Raw genomic sequence first — 25805 nt, 5'->3', positions numbered from 1 at the left:
TTGATAGCAGACCCAGAACCTTCAGGTATTGGGCCACATGCATAAGGATTTACCTGTGATTAACCGTGCCGATCTTCTGAAAAACCTGCAGTCCCTGTTACCGCATATTGAAAAGGACATCCTCGCCTACAGCGAGTCCAACGCGGAGCTCAGTGAGCATTTGCAGAGCCAATATCGCGCGGCAGTTGAGGCTGAACGCACCGCCGAGCACTTCGTTTCCTGGCGTGAAGCGCAAATAACCCAGGCCGCAGTGGCCTGGGTATTGACCTGTGTGTTTGTGCGTTTTCTTGAAGACAACGGCTTACTGAACGAGCCCGTGTTGGCTGGCCCGGTGAGTGATGCGCAGGGGCGAAATGCCTTGCAGCAGGCTAAAGAGCGCATGGTGGCTTACTTCAACGAGAACCCGACCTTTGAAGAGCGTCACTACCTGCTGGATCTATTCGCGGAACTGGAAAAATATCCGGTGATCGCGGAGCTCTTGGATCATCGCCATAACCCCCTCTGGCAGATTCCGGTTTCGGCTGATGGTGCCAAACGTCTGATCGACTTCTTCCAGAAGATCGATGCAGACAGCGGTGAGATCCTCCACGACTTTACCGACCGGGAATGGGATACCCGCTTCCTTGGCGACCTCTATCAGGATCTTTCTGAATCCGTGCGCAAGCGTTATGCGCTGCTGCAAACTCCGGAATTTGTTGAGAGCTTTATTCTCGATTACACCCTGGCGCCGGCGATTCAGACTTTCGGTCTGCCGGGGCTGCGCCTAATCGATCCGACATGCGGCTCAGGGCACTTTCTGCTGACGACCTTTGAACGGGTGTTCAATCAGTGGTTGAAGCGCGAGCCAAGTACCAACGCTCGTGAATTAGCGCAGCGAGCACTGGACGTAGTGCATGGCACAGATATCAACCCCTATGCCATTGCCATTTGCCGATTCCGTCTATTGATTGCGGCCATGAAGGCAGCAGGCAGCACTAAGATCAAGGATGCCCCTAGATTTACGTTCAATCTGGCTTGTGGCGACTCACTCTTGCATGGCCGTCGATTTGAGTGGCAGGGGCAGGGTATCCAAGGTGGCTTGCTGGATGAGGAAAAAAAGCATGTATATGAAGTTGAAGACCCTGAAAAGCTCAATAAGATTCTTGGGCAGCGTTATCACGTTGTAGTGGGTAACCCACCTTATATCCTTGTCAAGGACAAAGCGCTAAATCAGGCTTATCGTGATCGATATCCAACTTGCCATCGAAAATATTCACTTGGAGTTCCATTTACCGAGCGTTTTTTCGAACTGACAATCTGGCCGGAAGGGAATCAGTCTGCCGGTTTTATGGGCATGATTACCGCCAATAGCTTTATGAAGCGTGAGTTCGGGAAAAAGCTGATTGAGGAATATCTTCCGCGTAAAGACCTTACTCATGTAATTGATACTTCCGGCGCTTTTATTCCCGGTCACGGCACGCCCACAGTAATTTTGTTTGCGCGCAATCAGTCGGCGAAAGCAGACATTATCCGTGCAGTTCTCGGTATTCGTGGGGAGCCCGGTACGCCAGTTGATGCTGCGTCAGGTAAGGTTTGGTCATCTATTGTAAGTTTGATTGCAGCTGCTGGTCGCGAGAATGATTATATTAGTGTTGTAGATCAGGAGCGTAAGTCTTTCTCATCTCACCCTTGGAGCGTAGGTGGTGGTGGTGCTGCTGAGCTAAAGGATATTCTTGATAGAGGTGCGGTTTCACTATTTGGAAGTCATTGTTCAGGGCTGGGCTTCGGTGCGATTACGGGTGAAGATGATGTTTATCTTCTTTCGCGGAGTGATCTTCAGAAGCGTGCTTACTCAAGGTTTATCAGAGGTTTTGTTGAGGGGGATGCTGTCAGGGATTGGTCTATTACATCGAAAGTAGACTGCGTCTTTCCTTATGATTCCGAAATTAAAGTAGTGGCTGATCGTCATTTGGAGAGTAGCTTTTGGTCGGCAAAAACCATCTTGAGAAGCCGAATTTATTTTGGAAAGACTCAGGCTCAGAGAGGCCTGGCTTGGTACGAATATGGATACATTTCAAAGGATAAGTGCGCTGCTAAGAGCCTGATATCTTTCGCCTTCGTCTCTACCCACAATCACTTCGTCCTAGATCGAGGTGGAAAGGTTTTTAACCGCACGGCGCCAGTCATTCAGCTCTCCCCCAAAGCGTCTGAGTCCGATCATTTAGCGTTATTAGGTCTACTCAATAGCTCAACCGCTTGTTTTTGGGGGCGCCAGACTTTTTTTGGTCGCGGAGGATTTTCTGATGGAAAGTGGCAGGAGCGGGTGGAGTGGGATGGTACCAAGCTAAAATCTTTCCCTGTAGTTGATGATCCAAAGAGAAAAGCGCTATTGCTTGCTGAACAATTGGATTCTCTGTCGCGAGAGTTGGTGCAGGTAGATCCTTCAGTAGTGCTCAACTCTTCAGAAGCTGATTTGCTGGTAAGGTTGCAGGCTGCACGTCAGACTGAAAATCAAATTATTGGCCAGATGATTGCGTTGCAGGAAGAGTTAGATTGGCATGTGTATCAGTTGTACGGATTGATTGATGAAAGCCTCTGTTTTAATGGGCTTCCGCCTGCTATTGAGCTTGGTCAGCGAGCTTTCGAGATTTTGTTGGCGCGAGGTATAGAGTCAGGTGAAGTTGATACGGTTTGGTTTGAACATCATGGTAGTAATCCGACAACCAAAATTCCTACTCACTGGCCGGTTGAGTATCAAAGGTTGGTCCAAGCACGTTTGGATGTTGTGGAGAGCAACCAGTGGATCAAGTTGATCGATAACAAAGATCATAAGCGGCGTTGGACACGCGATGATTGGAATGATCGTTTGCACGCTGCGGCCAAAGAATGGTTGTTGGATAGGCTTGAATTGTCCTGTCAGTCCCCAGAGCTTCAAACCTGTGCTCAACTGACTGACCGTCTTCGTCGTGATGCGGAAGTGACGCTTGTGGCTGAGGTTTACTGCGCATCTGATCTGTTTGATTTACAAACGTTGGTCTCCGAACTGATAGATAGTGACAACGTACCCCAAATGGCCTCAGCTCGTCTAAAGCCTGACTCCATGCCGAAATACCGAGCTTGGCAAGAGACCTGGGAAAAACAACGCCTCGAAGACGCTATTGACTTCCATTACGGTGTAGATCAGCCGTTATCCGAGGAAGACGCTCTAGATCCTGAGATAAAAGCCAAGTATGGCCTAGCCCTGGCGCAAGCAAAGTTGAAAAAGGCCGAGCGAGTAGGTGACATTCCGCTGCCCCCGCAATACAAGTCCACCGATTTCCGTAAGCCCAGCTACTGGCCGCTGCGCGGCAAACTGGATGTCCCTAAAGAGCGCTTCTTCTCGCTGCCTGGTTGTGAGAAAGGCGGAGATAGCACCCTGGTCATTGGTTGGGCTGGTTTGAACCATCTGCAACGTGCTCAGGCCATTGCCGCCTGGTATCTGGATCGCAAAGAGGGCGAGGGCTGGGAAGCTGAGCGACTGATGCCCATGCTGGTGGCGCTGGATGAGTTGATCCCCTGGTTGAAGCAATGGCACAACGAGGTGGATCCCGAGTTCGGCGAGCGCATGGGTGATTACTACGAGGGCTTCCTTCTCGAAGAACTGCGTAATTTGGAAATTACTCGGGCCGACCTTTTGAGCTGGCAGCCGACTGCAGTGGCTGGAAAACGTGGCGGTCGAAAAAAGAAAGTGGCTGAGCAGAACTGATTCTGGGGTTTGACGCATGACATTGATTAAAGAGCTGATCGAGATCCCAGAAAAGGTTCAACGGGGTGATTTCGTTCTTAACCTGTCCAGTGGGTTGGCTGATGCAGCTATCAGCCAAACGCTTGAGCAGTATGTGGTGACGCCGCAGCTGCAGCGCTCGTTCGACGATGCCTTGAGCTTTATCAAGAGCACTGTTGTGGGCAACCAGAACCGTCAGAAGGGCGCTTACCTTCACGGCAGCTTCGGTAGCGGCAAGTCGCACTTTATGGCTGTGCTCCACCTGCTATTGCAGGGCAATTCCCAAGCCCGGGCGATCAACGAGCTGGCTCCGGCTGTAGCCAAGAATGATGAGTGGCTGCAGCAAACCAACATCCTACTGGTGCCCTATCACATGATCGGTGCAGCCAGCATTGAGGCGGGTGTATTGGGTGGCTACGCGCGACATATCAAGCACCTGCATCCAGATGCCCCAGTACCTGGCTTCTACATGAGCGACCGGCTATTCCGTGATGCTCGGCAACTGCGCAGCAATATGGGTGATGCGAATTTCTTCGCCACATTGAACAAAGGCGCAGCAGCGGCCGAGGACGATGGCTGGGGTGACCTATCGACTGGTTGGGATGCAGCCAGCTTCGATGCAGTGCTCAATGACCAAGCTGGCGCGGACGATAAGGCTCGTTTGGTCGGGGACCTCATCAGCACCTTCTACAGCTCCATGGCGGATATGGCCAACAGCGAGTACGGCGGTTACGTCGATTTCGATGAAGGCCTGCGCATCATGACTGAGCATGCCAAAGCGCTCGGATACGACGCGATCATCCTGTTCCTCGATGAGCTGATCCTCTGGCTGGCCAGCCATCTTTCTGACCAGCGCTTTATCGCCAACAACATTCAGAAAGTGGTGAAGCTGGTTGAAGCCAGTGAGCAACGTGCACTGCCCATGGCCAGCTTTATCGCACGCCAGCGTGATCTGCGTGAGTTCGTGGGTGATCAGTACAACGGCGCTGAGCAGCAAGCACTGAGCGACTCGCTCAAGTACTGGGATGGTCGTTTCCACACCATCACTCTGGAAGACCGGAACCTGCCAGTGATTGCTGAGCGCCGCTTGCTCAAGCCGCTCAATGCAGCTGCCAAGGCAGAGATTGACAGTGCCTTTGCGGCAATGGATGCTGGTTTGCGCAGCGAGGTGCAGGAGATCCTGCTGACCAACCAGGGCGACCGCGAGATGTTCCGCTCGCTGTATCCCTTCAGTCCTGCTCTGGTGCAGGCGCTGGTTGCGCTTTCTTCCGCTCTTCAGCGCGAGCGTACTGCGCTCAAGGTCATGCTGATGCTGTTGGTCGATCAGCGCGAAACCTTGGAGTTAGGTGGATGCATTCCGGTCGGTGACCTGTACGACGTGATTGCTTCTGAGGCTGAGCCGTTCTCAGAAGTGATGCGTATGCATTTCGACAATGCTCGCCATCTGTTCGAGCGCAAGCTGGTGCCGCTACTCGAGGAAGAACACAACCTCAAGCTGGATCAGCTGCTGGAGCTGCCAGTCAATGACCCCGGCCGTCGTGCCTTTACCAACGACATGCGCTTGATTAAGACCTTGTTGCTGTCGGCGCTGGTTCCGGAGGTGGAGTGCTTCAAGCAGCTCACGGCCAATAAGCTCGCTGCGTTGAACCACGGCACCATCAAATCACCGATCCCAGGGCGTGAAGCGCAGACGGTTTTGCAGAAGTGCCGCAAATGGGCGGGGCGAGTCGGTGAGATCAAGATCAGTGATGACTCCAACCCGGTCATCGCGATTCAGCTTTCAGGCGTGGATACCGAGAGCATTCTTGAGCAGGCGAAAATCCATGACAACGATGGCGCACGTCGCAAGCTGACCAAGGATTTGCTGTTCGAAGCCTTCGATGTTCAGGATGACAATCAGCTGTTTATTGAGCATCCCTTTGCCTGGCGCGGCACTCGTCGTACCGTAGAGGTGATGTTTCAGAACATCCGCGAGATTTCCGACTTCACCACCTTTGAGGCGCGTGGCGATGATTGGAAGGTGCTGGTCGACTTTCCGTTTGACCAGGGCAACCATTCTCCCGCGAGCGATAGGGCACGCATCCAGGAGTACGAAGCCACTGGTAATGCGACACAGACCTTGTGCTGGTTGCCGTATTTCTTCAGCCAGTCGGCGCAGCGTGATTTGGGAACCTTGGTGACTCTTGAGCACGTACTGAAAAGCGAAGATCGCTTCGTTTCCTTCAGTAAGCATCTGAGCCCACTTGAGCGGGCCCAAGCGCGGACGCTTCTCGATAACCAACGCAGCCAGTTGCGTCAGCGTATTCGTGATTACCTCATGGGGGCATTCGGTGCTGCACAACCGATCCCGGGCTCGCTGGATGATTCGGTACAACTGGAAAGCCAGGTTTATTCGTTGGAGCCAGGATTTACTCCGCAGCTGCCGGTGGGCAGTAATCTGCGTGCGGCCTTCGAGCACCTACTTAATCAAGCGCTAAGCTTCCAGTATCCGGATCACCCCGAGTTTGATGGGGAGGTCAGGCTGGCTGACCTAGGGAGGGTGATGGAGCAGTTGCGTCGGGCTGTGCATGCCAGTAATGGCCGCATCGATATCGACACGCCGTTGCGCTCTATCATGCGTTCGATCGCACAACCACTGAAACTTGGCGAGATGCACGAGCGGCATTTCATCTTCAAGGATGATTGGCCGAAGCACATGACTCGTGAGCTGGCCAAGGATGAATACGCTGGGGATCCAGTGACGGTGAAGCGTCTACGTTCGGCCATTGATCAGCCGACACCCAAAGGGCTGCCGGACATTGTGCAGAACCTGCTGATCATGGTGTTTGCCGAGCATGGCCAGTACGCCTTCTCGTTGCATGGTCAGGACTATGAGCCGACGCTCAAGGACATGCCGGATAACCTGTTACTGACCAAGCAGGATTTGGCCGAGCCGAACATCTGGAAGCTGGGCGTAGATAACGCCTCCGCCATCTTCGGCCTAACGCCTAACAAGCTGCGCACCGCCAACCATCAGAATGCACTGGAAAAGGATGTGCAGGATGAGGTTAAGCGCCAGCTTGGGCATTGTGAGGAACTGGTTACTGAGCTCAGAGGTGCATTGAGCCGGGTTAATCAGGGGACGCAATGCAATCGTCTGCGTAATGCTGAGTATGCCGTGAGTCTATTGCAGACCTTGCAGGGTAAGCAGGGGGCAGACCTGATCGCTGCGCTGGCGGATATTCAGCCGCCCACCAACGCGATGGCTCTCGCCAAAAGTATCGTCAGCGCTGCCAGCGTGACTCAGGCTATCCAGGACAATAACTGGCAATTGCTGGAAACCGTTTGGAAGTCAGGGGCAGCTGAGGCTCTGCAGATTAAGCAGCGTGTTAGTTCTGCATTGACCGCAGATGAGCTGGTGACGGCGCTGGCCCAAGCGCTTCGTCAAGCTCAGGCAGATGCTACATCTCAGTTGACGCGCAACGTCGTTCCGCCGATCATTCAGAACGTTCCGCCTGCCGATACCAGTATCAAAGGTGCCGGTGGCAGAAAGGTGCTGGAGCAGGTTCAGCAGAGCGGTTTGACCAGCAAGCAGGCGCGCACCTTGTTCGCCGAGATTGAGAGCAAATTGCAGGACGGCTACGTGCTGGATGTGAGCTACAGCATTGTGCGCACGGATGAGGCCGAGGATTGAGGTGATGTCGATCATGCAGGCGAGCGCGACATTGCCGATGCCGGTGGTGACCCAACTGCAGGCAGTTTTTCAGCGTGACGCTGAAGCTGACTGCGTGGCACTAGTCTGGCCAAACCCTTTAGCGGCTTTAGCTGTAGAGCAAGTTGTTGAAGGGCGAAAAGTCAGGGCCATCTACTGCGTCTCTGAGTTGGCGATGCGAGAGGCCTTGGTCAAGCATCACCAGGATCGGAAGGAAACCTCAGAGCGTCTTGTGCTGCTGTCGGGCTTTGCCGAGACGGATTTGGCTATGGACGTGTTGGCCAGAATCTGGCGCAACGAGCCGCAGCGGATAAGCCCTTGGAAGACCCTGCAGCAGCTGATTCGTGTCAGGGACATTGATCCTCGTCTAACACGCAAGCAGAGCCGTTGGGTAGCTGAGGCGATGCTCAATGGTGTTGAACGCTATCAAGGGAAAATCAGTTTCGGAGAGATTCTGGATGAGGAGACAGCCTGGCGCGCTATCGCCATGGCTCATCTGAACTACCAAGAAGCCACGTTGGATCTGCAGTCGGTGTTGAGTTGGAGCACTAAGGGTGATGTCAGTGCACTGATTAAGGCTTTACCAGGCGATATTCGAGACAACCTTGGGGATTGGTTGGCCCGCGGCCTGCCCGACACTCATGAGGTGGTATCGACGCTTCTTCTGAATGATCAGGGGAGTGATCTGCTCGCCGTCGCCTTGGCGTGCTCCGTGCTGTTTTCCTTGGACATTGAACGTCTGCAAGCGCTTGATTTAACCCAGCTGCATATCAGTCGTGGGATTTTCCGTGAGCGCTTTTTGGGTGGGAAGAAGATAGAATTCCGAGTCCTGCAGCCGCTGGGCGAGGTCGCAGTTACTCTGGTCAGGCAGTGGATAGGTGCTCTCGGTTTCCCTAGCTATGCACGCTTCTTGTCGAAAGCAGAGCAGATTCTTGCGAGCTTAGATATGCAGGCTGCCGCCGAGCACTCGGCACTTTTGCCTTGTGGTTTGCACGCGCGCTTTAGTGCTTTTGCTGCAGCCCTGGATGTAGCTCTGGACGGCGGCGACTCCATGGCTGCGGAGTCGGCTTTGCAGCAGATAGAGGGGCATCGTCTGGCTGGCTTGGATCGCTACAGCGAGACTGTTGCTCGGACCAATATGGCCATGCGCCTTCTACGTTGGCTCAAGCAGGCGCCAAACGTGGACGGAACTGCAGTTAGCCTGATCGGTGATTACATCGAGCAGGGTGGTTTTTGTGATTGGGCACGAACCGAAATTTGGGCTGGAGATGCTGAGGAGTCCCTGAGTACGGTGTACCAGAAGCTCTCTCAGCACGTTGGGCGTTACAGGGAACGGCAAAACCAGGCTTTCGGGCAGCAACTGGCAAGCATCGCCCGCGGTGATCATCTGCCTGCTCGATTCATTCCTGTCGAGCGCGGCCTGGATGATCTGGTTGCACCATTGGCCGAGCAGGGGCAAGTGCTTTTGCTTGTGCTGGATGGGATGAGCGAAGCCGTCTACCGGCAGTTAAGCGCAGACCTCACCCGTAATCATTGGTTGGAGCTACAGCCCGTTGGCGCGCAGGGCGATGCATGTCTGGTTGCAGCCTTGCCCACGGTGACTCAGGTCAGCCGTTGCTCGCTGCTATCGGGGGCTCTGTGTGAGGGCAATGCCAACGACGAGAAGAAGTCTTTCAGTAGCCACCCTCAGCTAAAAAAGCTGGCCTCCACCAAGTTTCCACCGCAAGTGTTCCATAAACAGGATTTGTCCCAGCCTGGATCTGGCAGTTTGCATAGCAGCGTTCGGGGGATAATTGCGGGTACGGAGCACCGAGTTCTGGCGGTGGTGATCAATGCGATCGACGATCAGTTGTCCAGTAGCTCACAAGTTAAGGTCGACTGGTCGTTTGAAACCGTGGCCTTGCTCCGGCATGTGATGGAGGCTGCTCGTGAGGCTGGCCGTGTGGTGATCATTACCAGTGATCACGGTCACGTGCTGGATCATGATTCAGTCTACCAGCAGTCAGCCGACGAGAACGGCGAGCGCTACCACCCGGTGGCCCCTGGCATTGTTCCCTCTGAGCTGGAAGTCCAGTTGTCGGGTGAGCGTGTCGTGACGGCGAATAAGCAGGTGATCCTGCCTTGGTCAGAACGCCTGCGTTACACCCGAAGTAAGAGCCATGGTTACCACGGTGGTGGTTCGCTCCAGGAAGTTGTGATACCGCTCGGGGTCTATATCAATGCCGCCACGCGGCAAAGGGTAGAGGGTTGGCGTGAGGTGCCTCGACGACTGCCAGCCTGGTGGTATTCGACGAAGGCCATTCAGTCAGACACGCCGAGCGCGGTTGATGAGCCCACCGTATCTGTCGAAGCACCCACCAAGAAAGCAGCTGGCAAGAAGCAGGCTGTGGCTGAGGTTGTCGAGGACATGTTCGGCTTTGCATCGCCAGCGAAAGCCTTGAGCAAAAGCGCTCCGGTGGTCGCTACAAGCGATTGGGTTGCTGAGTTGCTCAGTTCGCCGGTCTATGGCCAAGTTCGCGATAGGGCAGGCCGCACAGCGATCAGCGACGAACAAATGCAGGGGCTGCTGAGGCTGATGGAGAAGCATCGCTGGCAGGTGATGGAGGCGGTGCTTTGTTCCGAGTTGTTGATCCCGAAACTGCGGATTCGTGGGTTCCTCGCGGGAGCACAGAAACTGCTCAATGTGGATGGCTATCCGATCCTTTCAGTCGAGCGTGATTCCCAGACAGTGCGTTTGAACGTTGCAGATCTGAAGAAGCAGTTTGAAATTCAATAACTACAGGGTGTAGGCATGTCGATTAGCCAACAACGTCGTCAGGATATTCTGGACGCTCTGCGGCGTGGAACTGTGCCGCAGTATGGTTTAGATGCCTTAGCTGTTGGCTTGTTGCCCTTCGAGCGCGCCTTTGATGAGGAGCTGGAAAAGGTCAGTCGAGGCGGGGCGGTATTCAAGGCTATTCGTGGCGAGTACGGCAGCGGTAAAACCTTTGCGTCACGTTGGCTCCGTGAAAAAGCACATCGACTCGGCTTTGCTTGCGCCGAGGTACAAATTTCCGAGACTGAGACGCCGCTGCACCGCCTGGAGACGGTTTATCGGCGTCTGATGGAGCGTTTGACGACGCCAGATATGCCCTCTGGCGCCTTTCAGAATATTGTCGAAGCCTGGTTCTACACCCTTGAAGAGGATGTACTAGCCCAGCATGACATCGATCCGAACGACTCCGAAGCGTTGATCGATGCCACTGATTTACTGATGGAAAAGCGCTTGGGCGAAGTGGTGCGCTCAGCACCTGCATTTGCCCTAACTCTACGTGCCTACCGGAGAGCTCTCCTAGAAGGCCAGGAAGAGATCGCCAACGGGCTTTTGGCCTGGATGGCAGGTCAGCCGAACATTTCTGCTGCGGTTAAGCGCTATGCAATGATCAAGGGCGACATCGATCATTTCGGCGCGTTGAGCTTCCTGCAAGGTGTTCTAACCATACTCAAGGATTCAGGGCATCCTGGTCTGCTGTTGGTGCTCGACGAGGTTGAAACACTCCAGCGTATGCGCGGAGATGTTCGCGACAAGAGCCTGAACGCACTGCGTCAGTTGATGGATGAGGTGGACTCTGGGCGATTCCCTGGCCTTTATCTGGTTATCACAGGTACTCCAGCCTTCTACGATGGACCTATGGGTGTCCAGCGGCTGTCTCCTCTAGCTCAGCGTCTGGCGGTCGACTTCACCACTGATGCTCGGTTCGATAATCCTCGCGCCGTGCAAATTCGCCTTCGTGGCTTCAGCCAGGAGTCACTGGAGGAGGTCGGTCGCAAGGTGCGCAACCTGTATGCCGATAACAGCGCTACGGCTGACCGCATTCCTCGGCTGGCAGACGATGATTACATCGCTGAGCTGGCAAAGGCGGTGACCGGTAAGCTGGGCGGCAAGGTCGGGATTGCACCGCGGATCTTCCTGAAAAAACTGGTGGGGGAGGTCCTGGATCGTATTGATCAGTTCGAAGACTTCAATCCACGACAGCACTACGCATTGACCATTTCAGATGCCGAGCTGACATCGGTCGAGCGCGCTACCAGTGCGGCAAGCTCGGTAGATGATATCGAGCTCGATCTTTGAGCTGCCTGATTGGAGCTTTGCTGCATGAGTGAGTTCGACAAGCTCCACCCCGCCTTGCAGCACCACATCGTCAACTCTCTAGGTTGGAATGGATTGCGGCCTTTGCAAGAGGCCACTATTCAGCCTGTCCTCGAAGGCGAGCACGCAATTTTGCTGGCTCCGACGGCCGGCGGAAAAACCGAAGCGGCAAGCTTCCCCGTGTTCTCACGCATGCTCAGTGAGAGCTGGGAAGGGCTCTCCGTTCTCTATATCTGCCCAATCAAGGCACTGCTCAATAACCTTGAGCAGCGCTTGAGTTATTACGGGCATCTCCTGGGGCGAAGTGTTGCTCTGTGGCATGGCGATATCAGTGCCGCGCGTAAGGCCAAGATTGTGGCATCGCCACCGGACATTCTGCTGACAACACCTGAGTCGTTGGAGGTCATGCTGGTCTCCAACAAGGTTGATCATCAGCAGCTGTTTGCCAACGTGCGGACAGTGATTATTGATGAGGTTCATGCCTTTGCCGGTGATGACCGTGGCTGGCACTTGCTGTCTGTCCTGGAGCGAATCAGCGTTCTAGCAGGCCGAGAGATTCAGCGTTTAGGGCTCTCAGCAACCGTAGGTAACCCTGACACGCTCTGCGACTGGCTTGCCGGTAGCTGTAATACCCGAAGAAGCGTGATCAACCCTCCTGCAGAGAACAATGTGATTCCTGACGTCCAAGTCGATTGGGTCGGGTCGCTGAAAAACGCAGCAGTTGTGATTTCAAGATTGCATAAAGGCGAGAAGCGCCTCGTCTTCGTGGATAGCCGTTCCAAGGTTGAGGAGCTTGCAGTTGAGCTGCGTTGCCTAGGTGTTGCCACCTACATCTCGCACAGCTCTTTGAGCCTGGAAGAGCGGAGGGCTGCTGAAGAAGCGTTTTCTCAAGGTAATGACTGCGTCATCGTTTCTACTTCGACGTTGGAGTTGGGTATCGATGTGGGCGACCTTGATCGAGTCATCCAGATCGATGCCCCGTACACGGTTGCTTCTTTCCTGCAGCGCATTGGCCGAACTGGCCGACGCGCGGGCAGCTCTCGAAACTGTCTGTTTCTAGCTACCAAGGAAGATGCGTTTCTTCGTGCTTTGGCGTTGTTACAGCTATGGCGGCAAGGGTATGTCGAACCTATCGAACTGCCCGCCAGGCCAATGCACATCTATGCCCAGCAAACGATGGCGTTGGCGCTTCAGCAAAATGGCATCATTGCTGCCGACGTCGATCAGTGGGTCGGGCGAATGCCCGGTTTTGCTGGAGTCACGCCCGATGACCGGGCTGGTGTTATCAGCTATATGCTTGGGGCCGGGATATTGCACTCTGATGAGGGCCTCATCGGGATTGGCAAGGCCGGAGAGAGGGCGTTTGGTGAGAAGAACTTCATGGAGCTCTTTTCGGTGTTCACGACGCCTCCCATGGTTAAGGTTTTTTGGGGCAAGCAGGAGCTAGGGGAAGTTCATCAACTGACCTTTGCTGTCTGTGATAATGGCCCGGCGTTCCTTACTCTTGGCGGGCGCAGCTGGCAGACGACCTATATCGACTGGCCGCGGAAAAAGGCTTTTGTCGAGCCTTCGGAGGTGCGAGGTAAGTCGCAATGGGTCAGCGATGCACAGCCGCTGAGATACGAGCTATGTCGTGCGATTGCTGATGTGTTGGTTTCAGATCTTGTTCCAGAGGGGCTTTCATGCAGAGCTCAGGCCCTGCTTGCCGACCTGCGTGACCAATATGGCTGGATGGAGTCAGGTAAAAGTACTCTGATCCTTGATGCCGATGGTAATGCGATTTGGTGGAACTTCGCAGGCAAGTTGCTGAATTCGGCAATGAAGAATCTGCTGGCTAATGAGGCAGATAAGCTCATCGCCGACAACGAGTGCTTGAGTTTTCGGCACGTCTGTTCTGGCGAGGCGCTGGTAAGTGCTATTCGAGATATTCTTGCGGGTGATGCGCATGATTTGGCGGTGCTGCTGGATGAGGCCTTTGTACAAGAGCTGAAGTTTGCTGAGTGCTTGAGCCAGAAAGAGATTGATCGTGAGTTGGGACAGCGGTACTCAGTTGATAGTGACTTCCAGCAGTTCTGTCGTAATTCACTTGCAGTTCTTAGGGTAAGGGAAAAAGCCTGATGTGAGAATCATCCGGCTTAGCGAAGTCATTCAGACAACTGGTCTTGCTCGATCAATGTACAAGCTGATAGATAAGGTATGACGTTGTAGATGGGTATGGGAAGCTGATGGAGTTAGTGAAGTAGTCAGTGGGATTTTGATGGGGGAAAGGGATGGCCTGGTATCTGAATTTTATCGATCCGGGTAATGCTGGCGGCAGCGTCAGCATTCCGGAGTCGCCACCAGTGGTGTTGCAGCCGATCGTCTACGAGTGCCCGCGCTGCTCGGCACAATTTGGCAGTGTTCAGGCACGCCGTGATCATTTTTTCACGGCGCATCCGTACCGTAAGCCGGAATTACTGCTACGTGGGCAGCTGTTGGGTAATAGCGAAACCGTTATCCATGCACCTGTCCAGGCCACAGATTGGTTGTTGGGTAGTTGCCACAGAGTCTCTATGAATGGGCGGATGATGGCTCCGGATGAGCTATTTCAGACGCTGGCTGAGTGCCGACAGGGGTTTCATGTCCTTGAACTCAGCAATCAGGACGCCAATGAGCGATTCGAACTGCGCTTCTGTATTCCGGAGCTTGTGGAACTGCAGCGCCTTGAAGACGTTTTCAATACGCTTTTTCTTGATAACGAGCTGAGTGTCGATGACGTCCGGCGTTTTGCTGAGGCCTGCAAGTCGCTGAAGACAGCCAATGAGTACCTGGAAGGGGTTTGCCAATATCTCTACGGTGTGCTGGCCAAGGACCAGCGGGGCGGCACGCAGCTCAGTCACGTTCAATACAAGGAACGCTTCAATCGTGCGCTGGAGGCCCTGCGTCATGTGGAAAGGCCGCTGGCCCGCACGATACGCGGCATCATCAACTTTTCGTTCAATAGCTTCGCTCAAGCTGCTAGCCAAGCAGATGCGCCAGCGCTGGCGGCTGCAGCCAGCCGTTTTGCAGGCTGGGCCGGAAAACCTGCGAAGAGCTGTGTGGTGGAGCTGCAGGAAGCTCAAGCGCGCTTGCCGATTGATCACGCCACCGATCGAGTCTTGAGCTGGATGGCCTTGTCGAGTAAGCGACAGGAGCGGGAGCTGGATGAACTGCAGCAGGTCAGTGCCAGTCCCCTTTGGACGGCAGAAGACCGTGCCAAGGCCTTGGTGCTCTGGTCGGAGTGGGGACGCAACTGCCGGTCGACAGATGAGCTCAGGCGGATGGCGCGCCGATTGCTGAATGATGCGATCTTTGCCGGCTATGCCGAGCAAGTGTTGGAGAGAATGAACCAATGAGTGACAAGATGAGTAAGTTTGGTAGCGTACCTGTGATGAGCCGGAAGACCGGGGCTAAGGAGATGCTTCAGCCTGCCAGGCGCCAGGAAGTGCCGGCTCAGGAGGTTTCGGCAGATGTTGTCCCGGCCGCGCCAGTTGCCAGTGACTTTGTGCCGGAAGCGCTAGTCGCTGAGCCCCGCGGAATAGTAGTCGAGGACACTCCAGAGGTCGCCAGCATCTCGAAGCCGAAAGACAAGGAGCAGCAGAAGATTGAGAGCCTGGCTGATTTCCTTGAGCACTTTTATGTTGGCAAAGCCAAGTCGTCCTTAGCGGATGCAACGCTGCGCAAGCTGGTGAAAAACGCAAGAATCGAAGATGTTCGACGCTACGAGCTTCTGGCACTTGCAGAAGAGAACGATCCGACCCTGGAGAAAAGCCTCAATCTGATGCTGCTGGCTGCAGATCTGAACGGGTATCGGAGCATCGAGGAGCAGTTACGCTACTTTGCCGCGGAGGTCGGGCGGCGGGTACAGGGGCAGGGTAAGCGCTCTCTGGATTCCTGGTTGCCCCGAACCACGGATGATGGATTGAGCCTTGAAGCTATGGCCAACGAGGTCCGGGAGGCCATGCAGAAGGTGACCTCCTCCGAGGTGCCGGCTTCGGACAAGAAAAAAGCTCAGAAACGTCTGGAGTGTGGTTTTTATCTGGCCTGCCAATGGCGCCTCTATCAGGGCACAGCTCCCCGCGAGCTAGTCGGTATGCTGCGCCGCTCGATCCTTGCGCCCAATCCGCTGCAACGTGAGCGAAGCGATGGGCTGGTTCGTCTGCTCGCCAGCCAGCCGTTCGCGGATGTGCCGGGCCTGACCTGGCTGCTGGATGATCAGGCGCGCATGGTTCAGCAGGCCGATGCTCGGGCTGATCAGCTTGAGCGCGAAATGCGCCAGCTGGCCACAGCCAAGAGCCAGGCCGAAGAGCAGTTGAAAGCATGCGAGGCTGAGCTTGCCGACAAGACTACCCGGTTGGATGAGCTCAAGGCGCAGTTGGGCGATGCTCAGGAACAGTCGCGTATCCAGGAAGTTCACTCGAATGATGACTTATCGCGTTTGCGTGGGCAGGTTCTGCGTGTGCTGAACAGTGAGATGCCAATTCTTCAAGATGTGCTTATCGCGCTGGATCGTGAGCCACCCAAGGTAACTGTCGCTCGTGAGTACCTGGGGAGTGTGGTCGAGAAATTTAACAAGGAAATCAGTCGGATCAAGGACAGGTAAGCATGGCCATTTATGGGTTTGATTTTGGCACGACCAACAGTTTGATCTCGGTGGTTGAGGGGGGGCGCTGTATTGCTTACGTGGATGAGGATCAGGGTGGTATACCTCATCCGTCGGTGGTGTGCTATGACGGCGACGAGGTGATCGTTGGGCATGAAGCCAAAGACCGGTTATCCAGCCCAGGGCTTGGCGTGATCGGCAACGTGGTGCGCTCACCGAAAACCCTGCTCGGCAAGCATTCGGTGCATGTGGAGGGTGTGAGCCGTAGCCCTCGACAGATGGTAGCCGACATCGTCCGCTATGTGGCTGGGCATGCCCGGGATGAGCGACCGGGGGATTACGGCCGCGCGGTGGTGACCATTCCGGTGGATATGAATGGTGAACGTCGCCGCGATCTTCGCGAAGCGTTTCGTTTGGCGGGTGTGACCATCGATCAGTTCGTCCATGAACCACTGGCGGCACTATACGGACACCTGCGCGGCCTGTCCGATTTCGCCAGCGAGATCCGCCGCCTGGATCGCCAATACATGCTGGTGTTCGACTGGGGGGGCGGCACGCTCGACCTGACCCTGTGCCAATTGGTAGATGGCTATTTGGTCCAGATTGCTAACCATGGCTGCAGCCACCTGGGCGGTGATGTGATCGATGAGTCGATTATGCATGAGGTGGTGCGCCGTCACTGCGCCCAGCATGCGACTCTTGAAGGTTTGGATGTTGTCGCAGATGCCCAGAAAAAGCTGCTGGCGCGTGCAGAGAGGGCCAAGATCGATCTGTCGAGCCTGAGCCAGGCTCGGATCTACGTGCCCGATTACTTTCGTACTAACCAGGCAGGTCTCGATCCCGACCTTGTCTACCAGCTGTCTCGCGAAGTGCTGGAGGAGATTGTTAGCGGCAAGCTGGCCGAGGGGCTAGAAATGATCGGCAGCTTGCTGGGGACGGTTGGATTCGAAGCCTCGGATATCAGCCTTTGTCTGGCCACAGGCGGTATGGTAAACATGCCGCTGATCAAGACTCGTTTGCTGGAGATGTTCGGGCCGCAGCGGCTGTGTGTATCGGAAGAGGGGCAACTGATCATTTCCAAGGGCGCCGCCTGGATTGCCCATGATCGGGCTGATCTGCTGCTGGCCAAGAACATCGAGCTGGCACTGGCGCGCGATACCCGCCATGTTGCGATCAAGGCGGGCTCGGTGATGCCGCGCGAGGGTGCGATTCAACAAACCGAACGACTCAATCTCTACTGCACCGATCCGCGTGATGGCGTGGCGAAGATCCAGCTGGAAGTGCCGGCCCGTCGGCATGGCCGGCATGTACAGGCCAGTGATCCACGCAACAATCTGGCCAGTCTCAGCGTCAAGGTGGACGAGCGGAGCAAGCGTTTATTTGAGCGTGTCGCGTTGGATATGCGGGTGGATGAGAACCTGATTCTGCAGGTCGAAGCGCGCTCGACTGTTGTTAATGATCAGGATGCAACCGAAATCCATAACCTTGAGTTCGGGCTGAGTCTTGGAGGGCTGGGGACGATTGGACAGGCGGAGGGCCCAGCTCTAAAAAAGCCTGAAGGCCGGAGATTCTGCGACTCTAAGGGAGCGCTGTTGCTTCGGTCGAATCTGGCTCTGCGTGAGGATAAGTCTCTAGTGCCCGGTGAGTATCTGCATGAAGTGCAGAAGATGGCACCTCATTCCCAGGATGAACTCACGCCGTTGCAGGTACGGGAGAAGCTTTACTACGCACCTTGTAGCGGCTGTGGGCGGCGGAGCAACGATCCCTTGTGCCGGTGTGCTTCTGGCGCCACTGGCAATATTCGCCGAGTGGTATTCGATTTCTGATCGGGTGCTGCACAGGTAACCCCTCAAAGGTATCGTCGTAGTGCAGGTGAAGGTTTGGGTTTTCGTGAAGGCGATGGCAGTCCCCTTCGGGTGACCCAATCGGCTACCTTGCGGCGAGAGCCGTAGGAGCTCGCCTGGCAGATACCGACCTGATATTTTCCTCCTTTAGGTTTGGCAGTTCGTGATGCCCTGAGCATCACGCTGGCTGTACCGGCATAAAGCTGGCATGACTTTCCCGAGTGGTTCGCCAATCGGCGGGATTGGATCAAGGAGTATTTGTATTGGGCACAGGCAAGAAAGGCCAGATTGACAGCGCCAAGATCGTGATCGGCGAAGTGTTCTCACGCTTCTGGTTCTGCATTCCGGACTACCAGCGGGCTTACGTCTGGGGCAAGGATGAGATTTCCGAGCTGATCGACGATGTTAACTACGCCAGCGAGCATAACCCGGACGGCCAGTATTTCCTGGGTTCGATGGTGCTGCGCAAAGCCATACGCACCACCGACGGGGTGAGCTTTGAGGAATACGAGCTGCTGGATGGCCAGCAACGTCTGACTACCTTGATGCTGATGTTGGCCTGCATCCGTGATCGGGTCGCGGACGATCAGCTCAAGGGGGCCTGTCGTGGGATGTTGTTCCAGGAAGAGAACAAGTGGCAAAGGGTTCCAGGCCGTAACCGCATCGTCTATGACATCCGCGATAACGTGGGCAACTTCATCGAGCGATATATTAAGGTCGACAATGGCTCGTGCAGCCTAGATTTGCCGAGCATTGCCGCCAGCAAGAATTTGTCCCTGGCCAATATGGCGGCGGGCATGCAGACCATTCATGCCGGCTTTGATGACATAGGCCGCTTCTCCACAGAAGGCGACTTCGCTCGTTTCGTTCGCTATCTGCTGAACAACGCCCTGTTCATCTATGTGGCCACCGAAGACCTGGACGATGCCTTCCGGTTGTTCACCATTCTCAACGACCGGGGTATTCCGCTGTCCAACAGCGACATTCTCAAGGCCAAAAACCTCGGTGCCGTCACCAAGGAAAGCGAGCGCAGCAAATGGGCTGAGTATTGGGAAGAAGTCGAAGGCGAGATGGGCCGCGACGAGTTCGATCGCTTCCTCTCGCTGGTACGCACCATCTATGTGAAGGACAAAGCACGGGAAGGCCTGCTCAAAGAGTTTGACGAGCGCATCTATGGCGCTAAGCCGCCACTGCTGGCGCTGGGCAGCGAGAGCTTCGAGGCCGTGAAGGCGTACAAGGATGCCTTCGATGAGGCGATCCAGCTTGATGGCCTGCCGGCCAGTCTGGGGAATGCCTACCGCAACCGTATCAACGTGATGCGTCGAGGCCTGCCCGCCACCGACTGGATTCCCCCACTGCTGGCTTGGTATCGCAAGTTCAAGGCAGACAAGTTGCTTGATCTGATTGAGCGCATCGACAATAAGTTCTCGGCTGACTGGATCGTGCAGCTCACGCCCACCCAGCGCATCAGCAACATGAATGAAGTGCTCAAGGTGATCGAGGCTGCCGAGACCCCAGCTGAAGTGTTGGCCAGTAAGGCCTTCGACTTTGACCTCAAGCAGTTACAGGACCTATTGGATGGTGCCATCTACGGCCGGCGCTTCGCTCGCTATGTTCTGCTGCGCCTGGAGTACCTGCTGGCCAGCCATGCAGCGCCCCTGAATTTGCCCGATGACATTAGTGTGGAGCATATCCTGCCGCAGAATCCGGACGACGCGAGCCAGTGGGTAAAGGACTTCAACGAGGAGCAGCGCGAGACGTGGCTGCACCGCCTGGGCAACCTCATGTTGCTCTCGCGGCGCAAGAACACGTCCCTGGGCAATCTGGACTTTGCGAGCAAGCGGGTTCGCTACTTTGAAGATCGGGTGGAAAGCCTGCCAAACTCGCAGCGCTTGCTGGCGATGGGGAGTTTTGAGCTGGCTGATCTGGAGGTGCGCCACAAAGACCTGTTGCAACGCCTGAAAGACTCCTACGCTCCGGGAACGTGATTCGGCGCTTGGCAAGACCTCAGGCGCAAAGAAAAAACCAAGTCACAGCATGGCAGCCATCGGCTGCACATGCTGGTTTATGCCCGATTGGACGGGATGAGTTGTTGGCGATCTGGATCAGCGCTGTGAAGTGATGCGAAGTCCGATCCACTTGAGCAGCCAGCCGAATAGGCCGATTACCAGGGCGAAGACCAGCAGCACCGGCCAGAAACGTAGCGCGAGAACCATCAGCGCGACCGCGATGGCGCAACTGTCCAGGATACCGATCAGCACGAACACTAAGACAAGGAAACGGAGGCGGTACATGGATTATTCCTCAGACTCCCGTCACAAGGAGCCTTGCTCGGCCAGCGAAACACAGCCCTCTCGACCAGGTAGGTGCCGGTCGAGTCACTGGCTTTTATTTTGTGCAGGCGCATGCGAGTGTCCTGGATTGGTATCAATCGGAAGGGTGTAGCGCTGGGCTTGCTCCTCCAGTTTCTCGGCCAGGCTAGTTTTCGAAGATCGCTGAGAAGTGTTGGTGGCTGGAGATGGGCTTTCTTCGGCGGAGTAGAACTCTTCGACGATGGCGCCGACGTCCTCCTCGCTGTCCTCGAAGGCTCCATTGCCAAAGCCACGTTGCGCCGCTTCATCCAGTGCTGCTTGGTCGAAGCCTGCTGCTTGTCGTTGCGCATCGAGCTCATTGGCAGCCTGTAGCACTTCCACCATGTTCATACTGCTGCGTATCGTCAAGTCGACGTAGAAGATCGGCGTGCCATGGCTTTGCCGTGTCGACTTGCCGCGCAGGCGCAGTTCCAGGGGCAGGCAGGCTAGGCGGTTGCTGGAGATGGCTTGAAAGTAGTGCAGCCGTGCGGCCAGGGTGCGGATGCTATTGAACCCAGTGGTTCGGAAGACAAAACTGCCCAATGGGTCTTCATCACCAATTACCACGTTCAGCCGACCGTAAGGCTTGCAGGCATGGCCTTGGGCCAGTGGGCAGCCATCCGGTGTAGGGCAGGGCAGCGATTGGATGCCGTCTTTGGTCAGACGCTTGCAAGTTTCACCGTTGCCGACACACAACGGCCTGCCGGTACTACGGTCGAACAGGCTGTAGTCTGCGCGAAAGTTGAGGTCTGGTTCGTTGAACAACAAGCGGATCGGAATGCTGCGCAGCTTACCGTCCTGACCATTGCGTAGCTTCTCATTGAGTGGGTGCAGCAGCCAGCCGTCGCGGTTCTGGACTTGCGAAGTGATGGTGAACTGATCGTCCTTCTCTGGCAGGCGCTTGCCGTTTTTCTCGACGATCTTGCCGATGGAAATGCGCCCGAGTAACGGCGGGGTGATGGCTAAACCTTTGAGCATGGCGGTTATCCTTGATCTGAAAATAAAAAAAAGCCACCGGGACGTGAACAGTCCGAGTGGCTAGGGTGAGCAGGTTGTTTCAGGTAATCAGGAAGCGACGGGTGCCTGCTTTGGCCTTGGGATAGCGGGCCTGCAGGTAGGGCTTGTCTTTGAGCATCTGTTCGACATCCAGACCAATGCTGTCCTTGGATTTCTTCCAGCTGATGTAACCCTCGGCAAACTCTGCTCGGGTGGCTTCCCCCATGGCCTGCTGCAGAACCTGCTTGAGCTGCGCCTCACGCGTTTCCTGCTGAGCAATGCTCTGACGAACAGACTTGAGTTCCAGGAAGGTGCTGGTCAGTTCCGTGTGCTGGCTGAAGTCCAGGGTCTGTCCGTTATCCTCGGGGTAGAGGCAGCGCAATGCCGCTTCCGCAGACGCTGTGCCATCGGCTGGTGGCGGGGTGTCACCGACGACGTAATCCCAGAACAGCCGTTCTAGGTCAATCAGCCGCTTAATCAGCGCCTCGTCGCGTGTGATGCGATGGATTTCCAGATGCTGGCCACCGAGCAGCACCGCCACATCAGCCGCCCGCTCGCCAGTGACTGCAAGCTGGTGCATGACTTGCAATTGCACATATTCGGGCACGCCCTCTTTCCAGAGGCGTGCCCCGTTTATGCCGGCAGTCTTACATTCAAGGATCTGCACATCGTCGGCACCGATTACCTCGCGGTCGATATTGGCGAGCATCCAGGGCAGCGTTGGATCGGGATGCTGTAGCACTGCGTTGATCCGTCGAACCTTATGGTGGCTACGTTTGCTGTAGTGCCAGGCCACGATGGGTTCCAGCACATTGCCCCAGTACATCGGGCTTTCCTCATCCTGAGGATCGGCCTTGGGCATGCTGGCATCGCGACCGGTCTTCTCTAGCCACAGCTCCAACTGCGATTTGTAGGGATTCAGACCCACCGCAGCAGCGGCATCTGAACTGCCGATACCTTGCTTGCGGATCTGCAACCAGTCCTCGCGGGGCAGCTCCTTGGTGCTGACTAGGCGCAGGGCAGGGCGTTTCTTTTGGTTGCTGCTATTTAACGTCACTTTCATCGTCTTTACCTGCAAGTATAAAAAACGCCCGAGCAGCACAAGGCTGACCGGGCGCGAGGATTGATGTGAGTGAGAGTTAGGCGGCGAGTTGCAGAGCGGCATCCAGGGCGCGTTGCTTGATCTGCGCCCCCTGACCGAACCATGCAGAGTCCAGGCGGTACTCGTTACTGCGGGCACGGCGTTCGTGGTCGACGTACTCGGTTACAGCATTGAGCAGACCCCAGGCGGTGCCGCGTGCCGACTCCAGCTGGCTGCCGCGACCACGTCCTTCGTACAACTCCTGCACCTTACGCAGGGCTCGCTCATTGGGCAGTACCTCCGGCAGAACGCCGGTCGGTGTCGTTCCGCACAATACGTTCATGAAGAAACCCAGTGCCTCATGCCATTGCACTTTGCGTTCTGCCAGCGTCCGCATTTGGTACATGAAGTCGTCCCATTGCGAGACGGCAATACCGAGTTGCTTCTTCACCGTCTTGGGATCGAAGCGGGTGTTGTGCGGCACCTTGATCGCCCGGCTGGTGCCATCAAGGGCGATGGTCAGGGTGTTGTTGCAGACGACGCGCACGGTGGTCGGCGTTGCTGTGGTGGCCAGTGTGCCGTCGCAGGACGTCGCCAGCAGCAGATAGCCATTCACCTGGTCGTTACCCCTGAGCTCTGTGCCTTGCCCAGTACGCGCCAGTGCCCAGAACTTGCGCCCACCCTTGAGCACGCCGGCCGTTTCCAACTCGTAGCCGGAGGCCTCAGTGAGGTCGCGATAAAACTCCAACACTTCACGCGGCTGCACCGTGTGGTAGCGCTGCGAGACCACCGACAGCGGTGCTTTGGTGTCGGAGCGGTAGAGGACTTTCTGTTCGGGGAAGGAGTGAATAGTGCCAAGGTGACCGACAGTATCCGACTTGAAGTGCACCGGACTTTCCTGGATTTGCCAGTCCATGCCGGCTTCACGTTGCCAGACCTCGATAGGCTGTTTACGGGGAAGTTGATTGCCCAGGCCATGCCAGGGAGTAGCGCCAGCGTAGGCCATGGTTTCAACGAGATGAGCCATGAGAATGATTCCTTGCGAATGAAGGGAAAGAGCGTCGTTTCATCAACGAGCGACGCCTGTTCACAACGGCTTAACGGTTGACGCTAAAGCTGTAACCGCACTCCAGACATTGGTAATTGGCCAGCACCTTGTCGTCGATCTGCTCGCCCAGCGTGGCCCCGGCAATGCCCCCCGCGACCCCGCCAAACAGACCACCTAAAATCGCCCCGGCGATGCTGCCGATCGCAATGCCCACCGGCCCACCGACTACACCCAGTACCGCGCCGGCTTCCGCACCTGACAGGGCACCGGCGGCACCACTGGCTGCACCGCCTGCAGCGCCAATTAATCCGCCCGTTTGTTTCCCGAGATTTTTCGTGATGACACGTCCTGAATTACAGCTTGGGCAAGGTGCATACATACGCAGATCCTCTCTAGTGATGAGCGTGCTGAGTCAAAGCCTGGCACGCCAAATCCCCAGCGGCAGTTGATACGGTGGGGCGTTCACAGAGGTGATATAGGTCTGAGTTTTTTTTGATTCAGCCCGTACCGGATCACCTATGTACGGCAGAGCCGTTAATAACTGGCCATTTGAAGCCCTCGTGGTGACATGAATACGGTAGTGCCGTAACTTTTTACAAGTTGTCGGTATGAAGTGTCTACATGACTCAAATTTGCAGGCGGCGCACGCCTGTCGGCTCATGCGGCTTTGGCTTCCAATGGAAATGGAATCTTTTTTGATTTTATTGATTGAGATTTCTTGCTGTTTTCCTGGGGTGTGTTTGTGCTGGGTGGATATTTCTTGGGGGGTTCTGCATGTGCGGCATAGCTGCTGTTACGGTTAAAGTAGTATGCGTCTAATAAGTATCGATGCAGTAATTAATAATCGATGTGGTTGCTATGGATTTTACCGTAATAGATAGCGCTCACCAATAGAGCGCTATCGTGTTATTGGTTTTCAATACAGATAGTAGTGTGCAACGTTGATTGCAGGTCAAAGCGTAGATAGTCCAAGCGTATAAGTCGAAGCAAGGTGCTTGAATACACCTAGTCTCGTGTGCCTGCCGGTGAGTCCTCCATACACGACTGACAGGAAATTAACTATGTTTCATCATCAACCGAAGCGTCATCCAAGCAATACTAAACTCAAACTACACTACGGGAACGAATATCGTGGTTTCGCTGTGCAGCAGCACTTGACACTTGGTCCTCTGATTGAAAACTACTTGGAGCGTGGACTTGAAACCTTACAGCACTGTCTCTCGGCACAAACCCGTACCTTGGTCTGTCGGGTCGACTTGCGTTACCCCGTCGGCCAGATGAATTCGGATGCGCTCATCAGCAATGAGGTGATGAGTCGGTTCTTCTACCATTTAAGCAAAGAGCTGACCTGGGCGAGTACAAAGTATACGACCGATATCCGCTACATCTGGTGTCGAGAGCGTAACAGCAGCCAAGCACCGCATTACCACGTCATGCTGCTGCTCAACTACGACGCCATCGGGGGGCTAGGTAACTACGGGCCTAGCGACGATGGTACTTACAGTAGAAACAACTTGTTTCATCGCGTCGTGCGTGCTTGGGCCTGGGCAATTGGTTGTTCTGAGCACGAGATGTCAGGGCTAGTACATGCCTGCCAAGACAAACTCAGTGGGCGGGTTTACCAGTGCTTGGATCGACGCTTTCCTGACTCGCTCAGGCCGGTTGTCTACGCTATGAGCTACTTGTGCAAGACGTACAGCAAGGCGCACGAGTTAGGGCAAGGCTTTGCTGTGTTCACTACCAGCCGAATCTGAGTGCTGCGGCATACCTGTTCAATTTACCTATTGTATGGTCCGGCATTGCCGCACTATAACTCACCAGATAGGAGTCTTTCGCATGAGCTACAGCGATTATTGGCGTCGTAAATTTCTTGCCGAACATCCTGAGTATGAACAACAGTGCCAGGAGCTTCGGTATGAACCGGAGAAGTCATCTCCATCTGTACGGGCTGCTCCGCTCCCATGGGATGCGAGAGTAAATACAGCGCCGGAGTCAAATTGCACATTACCTTTACCTGGAGCTGCTTCGTCTAATTTCGAGGTCTCGGAGATCTTCCCGCATAAACGACCAAAGATGTGTCACGGCGTCACGCCAGACTCAAGCATCATCAGGCTTGCATGTTGCTTGCGCCAACGCTTGAAGCTAACCCAGCAAGAGCTCGCTGCGCATTTGGGGGTCAGCGCTCGCACGCTGCAGGACTGGGAGCAGGGGCGACGTCAGCCCACTGGGCCTGGAAAAGCCTTACTGCAGTTGTGGATCGACCGGCAATCAGTGGCCCCCTGAGTCGTTCTGACTGAGAGTC

Annotated in this window: 17 protein-coding genes; 12 read left to right on the top strand and 5 right to left on the bottom strand. The window is 55.3% G+C overall.

The window, feature by feature from the left end:
- The first annotated feature begins 37 nt into the window (after window positions 1-37).
- From pglX to ACIPZG_RS20545, 10 genes are all read left to right on the top strand, one after another.
- A complete protein-coding gene (pglX, locus tag ACIPZG_RS20590; protein WP_400716456.1) occupies window positions 38-3724 on the top strand; it encodes a BREX-2 system adenine-specific DNA-methyltransferase PglX in 3687 nt (1228 codons plus the stop codon).
- Window positions 3725-3740: 16 nt separating this feature from the next.
- Entirely contained in the window at window positions 3741-7415 is a 3675-nt protein-coding gene (locus ACIPZG_RS20585) for a phage resistance protein (protein WP_400716454.1), read from the top strand.
- 4 nt (window positions 7416-7419) lie between these two features.
- A complete protein-coding gene (gene pglZ / locus ACIPZG_RS20580; RefSeq protein WP_400716452.1) occupies window positions 7420-10209 on the top strand; it encodes a BREX-2 system phosphatase PglZ in 2790 nt (929 codons plus the stop codon).
- Between the two features lie 15 nt (window positions 10210-10224).
- Window positions 10225-11544, top strand: coding sequence for a BREX system ATP-binding protein BrxD (gene brxD, locus ACIPZG_RS20575; protein WP_400716450.1), 1320 nt, complete (start codon window positions 10225-10227; stop codon window positions 11542-11544).
- Window positions 11545-11568: 24 nt separating this feature from the next.
- Window positions 11569-13680, top strand: a complete 2112-nt coding sequence (locus tag ACIPZG_RS20570; protein ID WP_400716448.1) for a DEAD/DEAH box helicase — start codon at window positions 11569-11571, stop codon at window positions 13678-13680.
- A gap of 1 nt (window position 13681) precedes the next feature.
- Window positions 13682-13762, top strand: a complete 81-nt coding sequence (locus tag ACIPZG_RS20565) for an AlpA family phage regulatory protein (protein WP_400716677.1) — start codon at window positions 13682-13684, stop codon at window positions 13760-13762.
- A 70-nt stretch (window positions 13763-13832) separates the two neighbouring features.
- Window positions 13833-14936, top strand: coding sequence for a hypothetical protein (locus ACIPZG_RS20560; protein ID WP_400716446.1), 1104 nt, complete (start codon window positions 13833-13835; stop codon window positions 14934-14936).
- Window positions 14933-16183, top strand: coding sequence for a hypothetical protein (locus ACIPZG_RS20555; protein WP_400716444.1), 1251 nt, complete (start codon window positions 14933-14935; stop codon window positions 16181-16183). The genes ACIPZG_RS20560 and ACIPZG_RS20555 overlap by 4 nt, the downstream gene beginning before the upstream one ends.
- A gap of 2 nt (window positions 16184-16185) precedes the next feature.
- Entirely contained in the window at window positions 16186-18009 is a 1824-nt protein-coding gene (locus ACIPZG_RS20550) for an Hsp70 family protein (RefSeq protein ID WP_400716442.1), read from the top strand.
- Between the two features lie 281 nt (window positions 18010-18290).
- Window positions 18291-20015 (top strand): DUF262 domain-containing protein, encoded by a 1725-nt coding sequence (locus ACIPZG_RS20545; protein ID WP_400716440.1) that lies wholly within the window; start codon window positions 18291-18293, stop codon window positions 20013-20015.
- 117 nt (window positions 20016-20132) lie between these two features.
- Here the strand turns inward: ACIPZG_RS20545 and ACIPZG_RS20540 are convergent, their stop codons facing one another.
- The 5 genes from ACIPZG_RS20540 to ACIPZG_RS20520 form a co-directional block, all read right to left on the bottom strand.
- Window positions 20133-20321 (bottom strand): hypothetical protein, encoded by a 189-nt coding sequence (locus ACIPZG_RS20540; RefSeq protein ID WP_400716438.1) that lies wholly within the window; start codon window positions 20319-20321, stop codon window positions 20133-20135.
- A gap of 84 nt (window positions 20322-20405) precedes the next feature.
- Window positions 20406-21356: a hydrolase or metal-binding protein gene (locus ACIPZG_RS20535; RefSeq protein WP_400716436.1), complete on the bottom strand. Its 951-nt coding sequence runs from the start codon at window positions 21354-21356 to the stop codon at window positions 20406-20408.
- Window positions 21357-21435: 79 nt separating this feature from the next.
- Window positions 21436-22437, bottom strand: a complete 1002-nt coding sequence (locus ACIPZG_RS20530; RefSeq protein WP_400716434.1) for a YqaJ viral recombinase family protein — start codon at window positions 22435-22437, stop codon at window positions 21436-21438.
- Between the two features lie 76 nt (window positions 22438-22513).
- Window positions 22514-23482, bottom strand: a complete 969-nt coding sequence (locus ACIPZG_RS20525; protein WP_400716432.1) for a DUF932 domain-containing protein — start codon at window positions 23480-23482, stop codon at window positions 22514-22516.
- A 70-nt stretch (window positions 23483-23552) separates the two neighbouring features.
- On the bottom strand, window positions 23553-23882 hold the full coding sequence (locus tag ACIPZG_RS20520; RefSeq protein WP_400716430.1) for a hypothetical protein: 330 nt from the start codon (window positions 23880-23882) through the stop codon (window positions 23553-23555).
- Between the two features lie 682 nt (window positions 23883-24564).
- Between ACIPZG_RS20520 and ACIPZG_RS20515 the strand changes: the two genes are divergently transcribed.
- Entirely contained in the window at window positions 24565-25257 is a 693-nt protein-coding gene (locus ACIPZG_RS20515; protein ID WP_400716428.1) for an inovirus-type Gp2 protein, read from the top strand.
- A 34-nt stretch (window positions 25258-25291) separates the two neighbouring features.
- The gene (locus ACIPZG_RS20510; RefSeq protein WP_400716426.1) at window positions 25292-25786 is read left to right on the top strand and encodes a helix-turn-helix domain-containing protein; all 495 of its coding nucleotides are present in this window, start codon (window positions 25292-25294) and stop codon (window positions 25784-25786) included.
- Window positions 25787-25805 lie beyond the last annotated feature (19 nt).

The sequence above is a fragment of the Pseudomonas sp. NPDC089395 genome (genome assembly GCF_044749525.1).
Taxonomy (GTDB): Bacteria; Pseudomonadota; Gammaproteobacteria; order Pseudomonadales; family Pseudomonadaceae; genus Aquipseudomonas.
This window is presented reverse-complemented; position numbering and strand designations above follow the sequence as displayed.

Coding starts and splice junctions, on each gene's coding strand:
- pglX (WP_400716456.1), top strand. CDS start 38: ATGCATAAGGATTTACCTGTGATTAACCGTGCCGATCTTCTGAAAAAC.
- ACIPZG_RS20585 (WP_400716454.1), top strand. CDS start 3,741: ATGACATTGATTAAAGAGCTGATCGAGATCCCAGAAAAGGTTCAACGG.
- pglZ (WP_400716452.1), top strand. CDS start 7,420: ATGTCGATCATGCAGGCGAGCGCGACATTGCCGATGCCGGTGGTGACC.
- brxD (WP_400716450.1), top strand. CDS start 10,225: ATGTCGATTAGCCAACAACGTCGTCAGGATATTCTGGACGCTCTGCGG.
- ACIPZG_RS20570 (WP_400716448.1), top strand. CDS start 11,569: ATGAGTGAGTTCGACAAGCTCCACCCCGCCTTGCAGCACCACATCGTC.
- ACIPZG_RS20560 (WP_400716446.1), top strand. CDS start 13,833: ATGGCCTGGTATCTGAATTTTATCGATCCGGGTAATGCTGGCGGCAGC.
- ACIPZG_RS20555 (WP_400716444.1), top strand. CDS start 14,933: ATGAGTGACAAGATGAGTAAGTTTGGTAGCGTACCTGTGATGAGCCGG.
- ACIPZG_RS20550 (WP_400716442.1), top strand. CDS start 16,186: ATGGCCATTTATGGGTTTGATTTTGGCACGACCAACAGTTTGATCTCG.
- ACIPZG_RS20540 (WP_400716438.1), bottom strand. CDS start 20,321: ATGTACCGCCTCCGTTTCCTTGTCTTAGTGTTCGTGCTGATCGGTATC.
- ACIPZG_RS20535 (WP_400716436.1), bottom strand. CDS start 21,356: ATGCTCAAAGGTTTAGCCATCACCCCGCCGTTACTCGGGCGCATTTCC.
- ACIPZG_RS20530 (WP_400716434.1), bottom strand. CDS start 22,437: ATGAAAGTGACGTTAAATAGCAGCAACCAAAAGAAACGCCCTGCCCTG.
- ACIPZG_RS20525 (WP_400716432.1), bottom strand. CDS start 23,482: ATGGCTCATCTCGTTGAAACCATGGCCTACGCTGGCGCTACTCCCTGG.
- ACIPZG_RS20520 (WP_400716430.1), bottom strand. CDS start 23,882: ATGTATGCACCTTGCCCAAGCTGTAATTCAGGACGTGTCATCACGAAA.
- ACIPZG_RS20515 (WP_400716428.1), top strand. CDS start 24,565: ATGTTTCATCATCAACCGAAGCGTCATCCAAGCAATACTAAACTCAAA.
- ACIPZG_RS20510 (WP_400716426.1), top strand. CDS start 25,292: ATGGTCCGGCATTGCCGCACTATAACTCACCAGATAGGAGTCTTTCGC.